This window comes from Burkholderia singularis, from assembly GCF_001718875.1.
Lineage (GTDB): Bacteria > Pseudomonadota > Gammaproteobacteria > Burkholderiales > Burkholderiaceae > Burkholderia > Burkholderia singularis.
The window spans coordinates 1,501,609-1,514,358 of sequence record NZ_CP013449.1; the positions used below are offsets into that span (position 1 = coordinate 1,501,609).

11 protein-coding genes are annotated in these 12,750 nt (G+C 67.8%); 6 read left to right on the plus strand and 5 right to left on the minus strand.

Annotated elements, in window-relative coordinates; genetic code table 11:
* Positions 1–132: 132 nt before the first annotated feature.
* From amaB to AQ611_RS22035, 3 genes are all read right to left on the minus strand, one after another.
* The gene (gene amaB / locus AQ611_RS22025) at positions 133–1,644 is read right to left on the minus strand and encodes an L-piperidine-6-carboxylate dehydrogenase (RefSeq protein ID WP_069236463.1); all 1,512 of its coding nucleotides are present in this window, start codon (positions 1,642–1,644) and stop codon (positions 133–135) included.
* A 167-nt stretch (positions 1,645–1,811) separates the two neighbouring features.
* Positions 1,812–3,083, minus strand: a complete 1,272-nt coding sequence (locus AQ611_RS22030; protein WP_374755078.1) for an aminotransferase-like domain-containing protein — start codon at positions 3,081–3,083, stop codon at positions 1,812–1,814.
* A gap of 110 nt (positions 3,084–3,193) precedes the next feature.
* A complete protein-coding gene (locus AQ611_RS22035) occupies positions 3,194–4,213 on the minus strand; it encodes a DUF1338 domain-containing protein (protein ID WP_069236058.1) in 1,020 nt (339 codons plus the stop codon).
* Between the two features lie 195 nt (positions 4,214–4,408).
* Between AQ611_RS22035 and AQ611_RS22040 the strand changes: the two genes are divergently transcribed.
* The 4 genes from AQ611_RS22040 to AQ611_RS22055 all read left to right on the plus strand — a co-directional run bounded on the left by AQ611_RS22040 (position 4,409) and on the right by AQ611_RS22055 (position 8,104).
* Positions 4,409–5,317: a LysR substrate-binding domain-containing protein gene (locus tag AQ611_RS22040; RefSeq protein WP_059520188.1), complete on the plus strand. Its 909-nt coding sequence runs from the start codon at positions 4,409–4,411 to the stop codon at positions 5,315–5,317.
* 101 nt (positions 5,318–5,418) lie between these two features.
* A complete protein-coding gene (locus tag AQ611_RS25165; protein WP_083237509.1) occupies positions 5,419–5,730 on the plus strand; it encodes a type II toxin-antitoxin system Phd/YefM family antitoxin in 312 nt (103 codons plus the stop codon).
* 295 nt (positions 5,731–6,025) lie between these two features.
* Entirely contained in the window at positions 6,026–7,330 is a 1,305-nt protein-coding gene (locus tag AQ611_RS22050; protein WP_069236059.1) for an NAD(P)/FAD-dependent oxidoreductase, read from the plus strand.
* A gap of 48 nt (positions 7,331–7,378) precedes the next feature.
* Positions 7,379–8,104, plus strand: coding sequence for a TetR/AcrR family transcriptional regulator (locus AQ611_RS22055; RefSeq protein ID WP_059520186.1), 726 nt, complete (start codon positions 7,379–7,381; stop codon positions 8,102–8,104).
* Here the strand turns inward: AQ611_RS22055 and AQ611_RS22060 are convergent.
* Both AQ611_RS22060 and AQ611_RS22065 read right to left on the minus strand, forming a co-directional pair.
* Positions 8,078–9,958: a phospholipase D-like domain-containing protein gene (locus AQ611_RS22060; RefSeq protein ID WP_083237510.1), complete on the minus strand. Its 1,881-nt coding sequence runs from the start codon at positions 9,956–9,958 to the stop codon at positions 8,078–8,080. The genes AQ611_RS22055 and AQ611_RS22060 overlap by 27 nt on opposite strands.
* Positions 9,959–10,178: 220 nt before the next feature.
* Entirely contained in the window at positions 10,179–10,934 is a 756-nt protein-coding gene (locus AQ611_RS22065) for a DeoR/GlpR family DNA-binding transcription regulator (RefSeq protein ID WP_059520318.1), read from the minus strand.
* A gap of 232 nt (positions 10,935–11,166) precedes the next feature.
* On the opposite strand from AQ611_RS22065, the gene AQ611_RS22070 reads away from it, so the two are divergent.
* Both AQ611_RS22070 and AQ611_RS22075 read left to right on the plus strand, forming a co-directional pair.
* Positions 11,167–11,358, plus strand: coding sequence for a hypothetical protein (locus tag AQ611_RS22070; RefSeq protein ID WP_059520185.1), 192 nt, complete (start codon positions 11,167–11,169; stop codon positions 11,356–11,358).
* 130 nt (positions 11,359–11,488) lie between these two features.
* On the plus strand, positions 11,489–12,361 hold the full coding sequence (locus AQ611_RS22075; protein WP_069236060.1) for a DMT family transporter: 873 nt from the start codon (positions 11,489–11,491) through the stop codon (positions 12,359–12,361).
* Positions 12,362–12,750 lie beyond the last annotated feature (389 nt).

Below are 12,750 nucleotides of genomic sequence, written 5' to 3' on the forward strand. Positions count from 1 at the left end.
GCAACTGCCCGCCCGCCGGCAATCGCGCCGCCCCTCAATGCCCGCCCCTCGCCACGCCCGCACTCGGCAACGCCGCGTGTTGCGGCGAGCATGCCCGAGGCCGGGAAATCGCGCGCCGAACGGCTGCGCGGCTCACACGTCGAACTTCACTCCCTGCGCCAGCGGCAGTTCGCGGCTATAGTTGATCGTGTTGGTCGCGCGGCGCATATAGCTCTTCCAGGCATCGGAGCCCGACTCCCGTCCGCCCCCCGTCTCCTTCTCGCCGCCGAATGCGCCGCCGATCTCCGCGCCGCTCGTGCCGATATTGACGTTGACGATCCCGCAATCGCTGCCCGCCGCCGACATGAACCACTCGGCCTCACGCATGTCGTTCGTGAAGATCGACGACGACAGCCCTTGCGGCACGCCGTTATGAATCGCAAGCGCTTCGTCGAGTTCGTCGTAGACGAGCACATAGAGGATCGGCGCGAACGTCTCGCGCGTCACGACAGCCGTCTGCTTCGGCATGCGCACGAGCGCCGGGCGCACGTAATACGCATCCGGATGCCCGACGTCGACACGCTCGCCGCCCTTCACGTCCCCCCCCTGCTCGCGCGCATCGGCAAGCGCCTTTTGCATCGCATCGAACGACGCGCGGTCGATCAGCGGACCGATCAGCGTGCCGGCATCGAGCGGATTGCCGATCGTCACCGATGCGAATGCCTTCTCCAGCCGCGGCAGCAACTGATCGGCAACGCTGCGATGCACGATCAGCCGGCGCAGCGTCGTGCAGCGCTGACCGGCGGTGCCGACCGCAGCGAACGTAACCGCGCGCACCACGAGATCGAGATCCGCGCTCGGCGCGACGATCATCCCGTTGTTGCCGCCAAGCTCGAGAATGCTGCGCGCAAGGCGCCGGCTCAGCACCTGTGCGACCTCGATACCCATACGCACGCTGCCCGTCGCGCTGATGAGCGGCACCTTCGGCGATGCGGCAAGCGCCTCGCCGACATCACGCGCTCCCAGTACGAGCTGCGTCAGCCCTTGCGGCACCACGCCCGGATGTGTGCGCTCGAATTCGCGCACTGCCTTCGCAAACAGCCCATGACACGCGATGGCCGTAAGCGGCGTTTTCTCGGACGGCTTCCAGACGACCGGATCGCCGCACACGAGCGCCAGCGCCGCATTCCACGCCCACACGGCAACCGGGAAATTGAACGCGGAGATCACGCCGCACACGCCAAGCGGATGCCAGGTTTCCATCATCCGGTGGCCGGGCCGCTCGGACGCGATCGTGAGGCCGTATAGCTGCCGCGACAAACCTACCGCGAAATCGCAAATGTCGATCATTTCCTGCACTTCGCCCAGCCCTTCGGACGCGATCTTGCCCGCTTCGAGCGTGACGAGCGCGCCGAGCGCGGCCTTGTGCTCGCGCAGCACGTTGCCGAACACGCGCACCAGCTCGCCGCGCACGGGCGCGGGCACCGTGCGCCAAGCGGCGAACGCGCGATGCGCGGCATCGATCTTGCGCTCGACGTCGGCCGGGCTGTCCACGGCGAGCGTCGCGAGGGTCGCGCCGTCCACCGGCGAGCGTGCCGTCAGCGCGGCGCCTTGCCAGTGGGCGAGATCGACGTCCAGCGCGGCGAGAATGTCGTTGAATTGCATCGCTTCCTCTTCAGTTCGGAATGACAACAGGTTGATCGGTGAATGAATCGATTGGACCGCGTTCGCGGGCCGCATGCAAGCGCCCCGGCCATTCGGCCAGGCGCCGCGAACCGGCACGCGGCGCTCGCGGACAGCCCGCGCGTGGCCGCCGCCAGCTCGGGCAAGCGTCAGCGGCCGGCCGCGAGCGCGGCTCGCAACCGGCGCACGCCCTCGAAAATTTCCGCCTCGTCCGGCGCCGCGAACGACAGCCGCAAGCTCGCGGTATCCGCAGCGCTCGCATAGAACGCCGCACCCGGCACGTACATCACGTTATGCTCGAGCGCGTGCTTGAGCAGCGCCGTCGCGTCGCGGCCGCGCGTGAGCCGCGCCCAGACGAACATGCCGCCCGCAGGCTCGCGCCACTCGACGTCATCCGGCACGAATTGACGCAGCGCGCTGATCAGAGCGCGGCAGCGATCGCCGTAAGTCCGCGCGATCGTGCGCAGATGCGCGACAAGCCGGCCGCTGTCCAGATAGCGCCGGATGGCTTCCTGAGCAAGCGGCGCGGTGCACAAATCGCTCGTCTGCTTCGCGACCGTCATCCGGCGGGCGATTGCCTCGGGCGCCACCGCCCAGCCGATCCGCAGCCCCGGCGCGACGATCTTCGACAAGCTGCCGAGATAGACGGTCCAATCCTGCGCGCCGTCGCAGCCGAGGATGGGTGCGACAGGCTCGCCGGTAAAACGCAGATCGGCATACGGATCGTCCTCGACGAGCACGATCCGCTCGCGCGCGGCCAGCGTGGCGAGCGCGGCCCGCCGCGCCGGCGGCAAAGTCGCGCCGGTCGGGTTCGCGAACGTCGGCACCGTATACAACAGCTTCGGGCGGCGCTCGGCGGCGGGCCAAGCGGCAAGCTGCGCGGCGAGCGCGTCGGGATCGACGCCATCGCCGTCGGTGCGCACCGCCACGAGTCTCGCCCCCGCGAGCCGCAGCGCCTGCAGCGCGGCCGGATACGCCGGCACTTCGACGAGCGCGACGTCGCCCGGCTCGATCAGCGTGCGCACGAGCAGGTCGAACCCTTGCTGCGAGCCGGTCGTCACCAGGATGCGCGACGCGTCGCAATGCACGCCGCGCGCGCTCGCCATCCAATGCGCAAGCGCGCGGCGCAAACCAGGCTGGCCCGCTGTATCGCCGTACTGCAGGCACGCGACGGGATCGTCGCGGCACGCATCGGCAAGCGCCGCCGCCACGCCTTCGCGGTCGAACAGATCGGCGGACGGATAGCCGCCCGCGAACGAAATCATCCCCGGCTTGCCGACGTGCTTGAACAGCTCGCGGATCGGCGAGCCCTGTGGATCGGCAAACGGCGCGGCGAATGGATAAGCGGTTGCGGGCAACGCGCCGGGCGGCGGCACGGCTCGCGCAAACGTGTCGACGCTCGGCGCGGCCGGCTTCGGCATGCGGCGGAAATCGGCGGCAGTCGTCATCACAAGCTCCGGCAAGGGTGGAAATCGACAGCGATGGAGGCGGACGCGGGCTTCAACAAACGGTGCAAACCGCGCCGCTGACGCTACGCCGCGGCCGTCATCTTGAAGATGCCGGTCGCATTGCCTGCATCGAAGCTCAGATCGAGCGTCGCACGCCCGGTGGCCGCATCGGCGAGCGTGTCACGCGTGATGAATTCGTAGAACGACCCCGGCACCTCGCGCTCGATATGCGCACCCGACGCGTCGACGAACGCGCGCACCACCGGGTCCGCGCGAAACGCGGTCTGACGCACGCGCCCCGAACGCGACACCTCGACGGCCGGCTTGATCGGCCGGCCGAGCGCGCGTTGCGCGGCGGCGAGCGCGTCGACGTCCGGCACGCGGTCGGTCGCATGGTTGAACGCGTTGCCCTCGGTCGCGATCCACGCCATCTCCGCCGATTCGGCAAGCAGCGTCTCGTAATCGGCCAGCTTCGGCGTCGCATGCTGGCGGCCGAAACAGCTCACCAGCACGGGCAGCAGCGCGCACGCGTCGGCAAGCGGCAGCGATGCGTCGCGCTCCAGCTCGGCCAGCGCGGCGAACGAGCGCGGCGTGAGCGGATCGGCCGACGTGCCGACCACGTTCGTCACTGCTTGCTGGAATGCGGCGCTGAAGCGCTCCGGATGCAGCTCGCTCACGAAAAACTGCGCGATTTGATCGGGCGCGTCGAGATGCGCGTATGAGCGGCCGGTCATGTTCAGGCGTTCGAGCGCATAAGTGCCGTTCAGCCGGTAGCCGAGCGGCCGCAGGATTCGCGTGAACGCCGCTTCCCCCGGCGGCAACGCGCCGCACGACGGCCAGCGCACCGTGCGCAACGCGCCGTGATCGAACGTCACCCGGCCGCCGTCGCGGGCGACGTCGCGCGTGTACGCACGGCCGGTCGGCACCCGCTCGAGCAGATCCGCGAACAACGCCATATTGAGCGCCTGCGCAAGCTCCGCGCGCGTCACCACGCCCGGCTCGCAACGCTCAACGCAGCTCGGAACATGCATCAATTGCATCAACTCATCGATCGTCGATGAAGGGAGGACGGTGGCGAGCAAAGCGGCGAGATTCGCGTTCATCGGATTTTTAACGAGTTCGGAGGATGTCGGCAATGCGTCGCGGTACAGCGGAATTCGTGCGCAACATCGGCTGCCGCACCGGACGGATTCGGAAGTTGATTGTCGGCATGCGCCATGCTTGCGGCAACTGATATAAACTCACCACTTCATTCCTAAAACTCATCAACTATTGATCTTTCGATCAGCCAGCCCTCGATGCGAAAAGGCATTCCGAATCTTGCCGCGCTACAGGTGTTCGAAGCGGCGGCCCGCCACGCCAGCTTTACGCGCGCGGCGGACGAACTCGCGCTCACGCAAAGCGCGGTCAGCCGCCAGATCACCGCGCTCGAGGCGCGGCTCGGTGTCGCGCTGTTCCTGCGGATCAAGAAGCGGGTCGTGCTGACGCCGCACGGCCGCCATTACGCGGCGCTCGTGCGCCGCAACCTCGAGCGCATCGAGCGCGACACGCTCGAGCTGATGGCGCAGCGCGGCATCGGCGCGACGCTGGAGCTTGCGGTCGTGCCGACGTTCGCGAGCCAGTGGCTGATTCCGCGCCTGCCGCAATTCCGTGCGCGGCGGCCCGATATCACGGTCAACCTGTCGGTGCGCACCGAGCCGTTCCTGTTCAGCGATTCGCCGTTCGACGCGGCAATCTATTTCGGCCATGCACTCTGGCCCGGCACGCAAGGGCGGCTGCTGTTCCGCGAAGGCGGCATGCTGCCGGTGTGCAGCCCCGCGCTGCTGCCCGCGCCCGGCAAGCCGGTCTCACTGGACGCGCTGCTCGAGCTGCCGCTGCTGCATCTGTCGACGCGCGCCGATGCGTGGCGCGACTGGTTCCGCGCTCACGGCATAGACAACGATCTGCGCGCGGTGCGCGGGCCGCGCTATGAACTCTTCACGATGCTCACGGCGGCCGCTCACGCGGGAATGGGCGTCGCGCTGATGCCCGAACTGCTCGTTGCCGACGAGCTGGCGTCGGGGCGTCTGCGCGCGCCGCTCGAGCTGCGTCTGCCGAGCGATGCGGGCTATTACCTCGTCGCCCCCGACGACGCCGCCGACAGCGAGCCATTCGTTGCGCTGGCCGAATGGCTAGGTTCCGTCGCGCCGTCGCGGCCGATAAGCTGACGTCACGATCCTGTTCGATCGCTGGCCTTTTAATCGCCGGCCTTTACTTATCCGCTTGTCCGTTCACCGGCCGGCCGACCGCCGGCCACGCGAGACCGATCATGACCATTCGCATCGGCGATATCGTGCCGCTGTCCATCGCCCGCGCCCACTTTTCCGAGCTGGCCGACGAAGTGCGCAACGGCGCCGAGAAGATCATCACGAAAAACGGCGCCGCCTATGTCGCGCTGATCGATGCCCGGCGGCTCGAGCGCTACCACCGGCTCGAATGCGATTGCGCGCGCTGGCCGTCCGTGGCGCAGACCGATGCGCCGGAGCACCGCGATGTTACGAACACCGAAACCCGTCAAACAGCCAGCGTCGCGCCCGAACCCGAACCATCGCCCGAGCCGAAGCGGCACGGCACACGCTGAACACGCCGATATGCGCATGCACCGATCCAAACCTACCCGGATATCCGAAAAATTCGCGCAACCGGCGCGGCGTGCGGCGAACGCTGCGTCGGCGGTCAGCCGCCCCTGCTGCGCACGCCCTCACGCGGCCGACGGCCGTGCCGCACCGCCCCGTCGGCGGTCGCACGCCTGACAATGACCGCGCCAACCATCCGCCCCCGCTGCGCTGCCGGCCCTTCGCACGCCGGGCTCAAACGGTTACGATAGCCCGCACCGCCAACCTCGCACCGCCCCGTCTCCACGACCCACGCTGCGCATGCCGAATTTCTACGAAGCCACCGCGACCCGCACCCCCTATCCCACGCTCGACGCCCGCATCGACACCGACGTCTGCATCGTCGGCGGCGGGCTGGCCGGCTTGTCGACCGCGCTAGGCCTGGTCGAGCGCGGCATGCGCGACGCCGTCGTGCTGGAGGCGAAGACGGTCGGATTCGGCGCGTCGGGCCGCAACGGCGGCTTCGTGTTCGGCGGCTACAGCCTCGACAACGCAGACCTGCTGCGCACGCTCGGCCCCGCGTCAGCCCGCGCGCTCTACCAACTGACGCTCGATGCGGTCGACCTGATCCGCGCCCGCTGCACGCGCTACGGCATCGATTGCGAGCGTGTCGACGGCGGCGTGATCCTCGCCAACTGGTTCGACGATCCATCCCGGCTCGACGCGCCGCGCAAGCTGATGAAAAACGCGTTCGGCGTCGACTGGGAACCGCTCGATGCGCGCGCGCTGCGCGAGCGCCTAAAGACCGATCGCTATCACGGCGGCCTGTTCGAGCGCAACGCGTTTCATTTCCACCCGCTCAAGTACGTGCTCGGAATCGCCACCGCCGCCGCGAGCCGCGGTGTGCGCATCTACGAACATTCGGCGGCGCGCTCGATCCGCCGCGACGGCGCGGGCTTTGTCGTCGCGACCAGAAACGGCGCCGTGCATGCCCGGCACGTCGTGTTCGCGGGCGGCGGCTACGCGCGCGGCGTCTATCCGCGCATCGAGCGCGCAGTGCTGCCGATCGCGACTTATGTGATCGCAACCGAGCCGCTCGGCGCGCGCCTGGCCGACTCGATCAACTGCGCGTCGGCTGTCTACGACACGCGTTTCGCGTTCGACTATTATCGGCCGCTTGCCGATACGCGCATCCTGTGGGGCGGCCGCATCTCGATCCTCGATCGCGGGCCGGATGCGATCGCGCGGCTGCTCAGGCGCGATCTCGTACGCGTCTATCCGCAATTGCGCGACGTCGCCGTGCAGTTCGCATGGGGCGGCCTGATGAGCTATGCACGCCATAAAATGCCGCAGATCGGCTGCGACGCAAGCGGCGTATGGCACGCGATCGGCTTCGGCGGCCACGGCATGGCGCCGACGACCGTCGCGGGCGAAGTGCTCGCGGCCGCGCTCGCCGAAGGACGGCCCGTGCCGGGCGGCTTCGACGCATTCGGCCTCACGCGCACGTTCGGCGTGGCCGGACTGGCCGCAGCCCAGCTCACCTATTGCGCATACGAGGTGCGCGATGCACTCGCCGCGCGCTGCCCGCCGCCCGCCAGCCGCGCGGCAAACGCGCGCGGCCTGTAGCTCGCCCGAGCCGGGACTCGTCTGGGTGCATGCTAGAATGCGCCGTTCATGCCGCCGCCCGCCCGATCCAGCCATATGAAACAAGCGACAAACAAGGCCGCAGCAGTCGAAACCCGCGCGAATGCGCACGCTGCCCGGACGCGCCGAGACGACGGGCGCCGCAAATACGATCCCGAGCAAACCAAGCGCAATATTCTCGACGTCGCCACCGAAGAGTTCTCAGCAATGGGGCTCGCGGGCGCGCGCGTCGATGCGATCGCCGAGCGCACGAACACGACGAAGCGGATGCTCTACTACTATTTCGGCAGCAAGGAAGGGCTGTACGAGGCAGTGCTGGAGAAAGTCTACGGCGACATTCGCGCGCTCGAACTCGAACTGAACGTCGGCGAACTGGAGCCCGAAGAAGGGTTACGGCGGCTCGTCGAATTCACGTTCGACTATCACGACAAGCATCGCGATTTCGTCCGTCTCGTGTCGATCGAGAATATTCACGGCGCGAAATATCTGGAACAAATCAAGTCGTTCAAGAACAGCAACGTCAGCATCATCAAGACGCTCGAAACGCTGCTTGCGCACGGCATCGAAAACGGCGTGTTTCGCGACGACATCGACCCGATCGACCTGCATCTGCTGATCAGTTCGTTCTGCTTTCATCGCGTCTCGAACCGCTACACGTTCGGCGCGGCGTTCGGCCGCGATCCGTCTTCGCCGCGTCAGCGCTCGCGTCACCGCGCGATGATCGCCGACTCAGTACTGCGCTTCGTCGCGCGCTGACGCATAAGTGAACGCACGGGCGCCGCGTAACGCTGCTCCCTCGCCTGTCCGCATGCCGCCATCGGCTTGCGCCCGGGGCGGCGCGGCCAACGCGATCCGCGCCTTTTCTTCCGGGCTGCCCGCGACGAAATATTTCTTCGCCCAACGCGCGTCCGGCTGCAACACGAGCTTGCGCCGTGCGTCCGAACCGGCGTGCGAGTCGCGCTGCGCGGCGATCCACAGCGCCCGCGCGCGGTAGTGCTCGTAAAGACGCAGACCTTCCGCAAGATAGATTGCCGCCACGCGCGCATCGCGAATTTCGAGCAGATTCTCGTCGTTATAGTGCTCCGAGTTCTCGCTCATATTCGCCGAGCCGCTGTACACCACCGGATTGGCGCCTTCCGCATCGATCACGATGAACTTGTGATGAACGACGACAGGCGGATAAGCCGGCGGCGCATCGCCGGGAAAGAGCCGCAATTCCGGCTCGAAGCCGGCCGGCACCGTTGCGGGCGAAAAATAAGCCGCGCCGATCACGTCGCGCTGCGACCGGCTGCGGTGATACAGCTCGAGATTGGCGAGCCGCGCCGCATCGGGCGTCTTGCCGGCTTGCTCGTCCGCTTGCGCTTGCTGCGCGCTGCGCGCGCTAATCTCGTTGACGAGCCCGAACATCATCAGCCCCCGGTCGCCTGCGGCAAAGCATGCGTCGCGCAACGCGGCGTCGGTCGGCATGAACAGGCAGAACAGGACCGAATGCTGCGCGGCGCGAATCGCCTCGACGATCGTGTCGATCTGCGTGCGCGCGCCGCGCGGCTCCGGCGAAAACGACACCCGCACGCGCGCCGTGCCCACGCTCACCGGCTCCGACCAGCCAGGTGCGAGCCGCGCCGTCTGCGCGATGCCCGGATTGGACGCGAGCGCATGCGCGCGCGCGTTGTACAGCTCGGCGAGCGCCGCCGACTCGAACAAATGCAGCACGTTCGCCTGCTCGGTGATGCCCTCCGTCGTGAAATTCGCCGAGCCGGTCAACACACGCGCCGGCCCGGCCTCGTCGCCCGCGACGATGAATTTGTCATGCATGATCCGCGTCTTGTCGCGTGGCGCGAACGTCGCGGCATTCTTCAACTGATCGACGGCCGGCTGGTTCGGCGACGGCAGCGGCGGCTCGCCGCGGCCGCGCTTCGTCGCGTGCGCGTCGTAGACGATCGCGAGCGCGTCGGCGCCGTGCGCGCGGCCGAACGCTTCGAACGCGGGAATCGCCCATAGCCGGTCAGTCAGGTGGTAGACCGCAGACACCGCGCGGCGCGCCGCCGCGCCGAGCATCAGGCCGAAGGTTTCCTGCAAGTCGTTTGCCAGCCACGTGCGCAACTTCAGCGCGGCATCGGGCGAAGGTGTCTCACCGGGCCCGAGATGCAGCGCGCCCACCTGCCTGGCGAACGCCTGCGAACTCACCACCGCGCGGTTGAACCATGTGCCGATACCGTCCTCGATATGCGCGGGCAACGTGACGTTGCACACTCCCGCTTCGGCATCGAGCACACGCAGCGACTCCGGCGTGCCGACGACCGGATAGACCTCGTAGCGAAAGGTGCGGCCCCGATCCGGCGGATCGATCCGCGCATCCCACCACATGAATTTTTGGATCGGCGCCTGATCGGTCGGCGCATCGCCGTGGGTATCGGAGGCGGGGGCGTCGAACGTCAGCCGGTTCGGCAGCCAGCTCGTCATCGCGCGGCTCTTGCCGTGCGCCGACCAGAAGCCGGGCGTGCGTCTGATCGCAAAGCCGAGAAAATCGTCGTGCCGCTGCGCGCCAGGCCAATCGAATGCGAGCAAAACCAGCGTCGGGGAAAGATAGCTGCGCACGCTGACGGACATCGCCGCCCTCCTCGTCTGATCGTGATGAAAACCGAACTGACGAGTATTCAATGGCGGTTTGCCACCGGTATGACGCTTCGATGAAGTTTGCGTGTCGCGGTTGCGAGCAGGGCATCACACGCGGTGCGGCCCACGGAAACGCTTGTGCTGGCCGCGCCGCGCCGTCAATGCGCAAGCGCGCCGTCGCGCTCAGCCGCGAACGGCGCACGCGAAGCCACGCTCATCCACATACGACAAGTTCGATGCCGCGCAATGCAAGCGCGCTCGCGAACGCATTGTCGGGCCGGCGCTCGGTCACCAGGTAGCGCGCGTTCTCGCTACTGACCCGCACCGGCAGCACGCAGCCGAATTTCGACAGATCGGCGACGATCACCGCCGCCGCCGCCGCCGCGATCATTCGGCTGCGCACTTCGGCAGTGAGCCGCGAAGGGTCGGTCAGCATGCCGTCCTGCGTAATGCCGCCCGCGCCGACGAACGCAAAGTCGACATGGTATTGCGCGAGCTGCTGGATGGTGTCGATGCCGAACGTCGCGTCTTCGTCTGCGGACAATTCGCCGCCGAGGAGCGTCACGCGGTTGCCGTTGCGGCGGCCGAGGATGCTGGCAATGCGCCAGTCGTTTGTATAGACGACGAGCCGATGCCGATCGGCGAGCGCGGCCGCGACCGCATGCACGGTGCTTTCCGAGTCGAGCAGCACCGACGCGCCGTCGGGCACGAACTCCGCCGCGCGCCGCCCGATCGCCCGCTTGGCGTCGGCATGCGCCGCATCGCGTGCGGCGGCGCCCGATTCGCGCGGCTCGGCCGCCAGCGCGCCGCCGTGCGTCATGATCACGAGGCCCCGCGCGGCGAGCGCGTTCAGATCGCGGCGAACAGTCTCGCGCGACACGTTGAGCGCACGCACGAGCTGTGCGACGGACAGCGCGCCTGTTCGAGCGAGTTCGTTCAGAATATAGCGATGACGTTGTTCAATCAGCATGACATGCGGCGCGGCGTGGCCGGGCATCGAATGGGCGATGGTCGGATAAAGATGGCGGGCCATTTTAGAACGGCCTGCCGATACGCCGCGCGCGCCCATGTCGCGTTCCGTGGCCATGCCGAAATTCAGAATTTCGAGACAGCGGGCAATCGCGCCGGCCGCCACCGGCGGCGGATTGCTACACTCGCGGCTTGGCCGCAGGCCGACCGCATAACTGACCAGAGGTATATCGATGTATCGCAAAGGCGTCGTTCTCGAAATCCAATTTCCGCCGCAGCGGCTCAACGATGCTGCGGGCGATCCGTACTGGATCGATCTGACGCTCGACGAGGCGCGCCGCCTGCACCGGCAACTCAGCGCGCGCTTTGCCAGCGACGAAGCCGCAAGCGCGAATCAGCCGCTCGACACGTTCTCGATCGACTGATTCGCCGCCACGCCGCATCGGCGATATCGTCGATATCCGCGAGCACTGCAGGTTTCGACAAGACAGCCGCACGGCCGCGCCCGATACTGGGCGCTTCGCCGCCACAGCGAGCGTACCCGCTCCGTTTCGCATGCCCGTCTCCGTTACCGCCGCCGCGTTCGTCGCGCTTTGGTCCACCGGCTTCATCGTCGCCCGCGCGATCAAGCCTTACGCCGATCCCAATCTGTATCTGCTCGCCCGCTTCGCGGGCACGGCGCTCGTCTACGCATGCGTCGCGCGGGCCGTGCGCGCGCCGTGGCCCGCCGCACGCGAATGGGGGCGCCATCTGCTGGCGGGCGCGCTGTTGCAAGGCATTTATCTCGGCGCGAGCTATTGGGCCGTCGCACAAGGGCTCAACGCCGGCGTGATGGCGCTGCTCGGCGCGCTGCAGCCGCTTGCCACCGCCGCGCTCGCCGCGCCGCTGTTCAACGAGCGGCTGCCCGCGCGCGGCTGGGCCGGCATGGCGCTCGGTGTCGCAGGCGTCGCGCTCGTGCTCGCGCCAAAGCTGCACGCCGCGCCGACGGCCACCGGCGGCGCCCCGGCCTGGGCCGTCGTCACGATCGCGATCGCGGCGGTCGCATCGATCACCGCCGGCTCGCTCTATCAGAAAAGCTCGCTGTCGCAGACCGATCTGCGCGCCGCCGTTGCCGTTCAGAATCTTGGCGCGGCGCTCGTCGCGGGCACGGCGGCGCTCGCGCTCGGCGAAACCCGTTGGCACGGCGCGCCCGCGCTATGGCTTTCGCTCGCGTGGGGCATCGCGATGCTGTCCGGCGTCGCCGTGATGCTGCTGATGGCGATGCTGCGCCACGGCGAAGCGGCGCGCGCGACCTCGCTGCTGTTTCTCGCGCCGCCGCTCGCCGCGCTGCAAGGCTACGCATTTTTTGGCGAAACGCTTGCGCCCGCGCAGATCGCCGGATTCGCCCTCGCGCTCGCGGGCGTCACGCTTGCCCGGCGGCGCGGCTGAATCTGCAATACCGAACTGAAAGCCGAAAGCGCAAACCGCCGCGCTCGCGCCCTTCGCCACGTTCGTCACCGAGGCAATCCAGCATGCATTCGCCGAACATCAGACGAGCAGGCGGAATACGCGCCGTCTCCTGGGAACCCGAACAAAATGAGCGAATGAAGCCGTTGGCCCCAATCGCATGCTGTTCGCCTGTTCATCGCTTCGCCGACGGGACATAGCCCGTCCGTTTCGAAAAGACCCGCCAAACCGTCACGCGCATGCCGGCGCGGCCGCGCCGCTTTGGGACTTCCACCGATCCGGCCAGCACGCGTTGCGCACCGTCCGCGACTCATTCGTCGAAATTGCCGCCTGCCGCATTTGCCAGCAGCAATTTCAACCCATGACGTTTG

Bases quoted from the DNA above. Each gene is read 5' to 3' on its own strand.
- amaB (WP_069236463.1), bottom strand. From the start codon at position 1,644: ATGCAATTCAACGACATTCTCGCCGCGCTGGACGTCGATCTCGCCCAC.
- AQ611_RS22030 (WP_374755078.1), bottom strand. From the start codon at position 3,083: ATGCCGAAGCCGGCCGCGCCGAGCGTCGACACGTTTGCGCGAGCCGTG.
- AQ611_RS22035 (WP_069236058.1), bottom strand. From the start codon at position 4,213: ATGAACGCGAATCTCGCCGCTTTGCTCGCCACCGTCCTCCCTTCATCG.
- AQ611_RS22040 (WP_059520188.1), top strand. From the start codon at position 4,409: ATGCGAAAAGGCATTCCGAATCTTGCCGCGCTACAGGTGTTCGAAGCG.
- AQ611_RS25165 (WP_083237509.1), top strand. From the start codon at position 5,419: ATGACCATTCGCATCGGCGATATCGTGCCGCTGTCCATCGCCCGCGCC.
- AQ611_RS22050 (WP_069236059.1), top strand. From the start codon at position 6,026: ATGCCGAATTTCTACGAAGCCACCGCGACCCGCACCCCCTATCCCACG.
- AQ611_RS22055 (WP_059520186.1), top strand. From the start codon at position 7,379: ATGCCGCCGCCCGCCCGATCCAGCCATATGAAACAAGCGACAAACAAG.
- AQ611_RS22060 (WP_083237510.1), bottom strand. From the start codon at position 9,958: ATGTCCGTCAGCGTGCGCAGCTATCTTTCCCCGACGCTGGTTTTGCTC.
- AQ611_RS22065 (WP_059520318.1), bottom strand. From the start codon at position 10,934: ATGCTGATTGAACAACGTCATCGCTATATTCTGAACGAACTCGCTCGA.
- AQ611_RS22070 (WP_059520185.1), top strand. From the start codon at position 11,167: ATGTATCGCAAAGGCGTCGTTCTCGAAATCCAATTTCCGCCGCAGCGG.
- AQ611_RS22075 (WP_069236060.1), top strand. From the start codon at position 11,489: ATGCCCGTCTCCGTTACCGCCGCCGCGTTCGTCGCGCTTTGGTCCACC.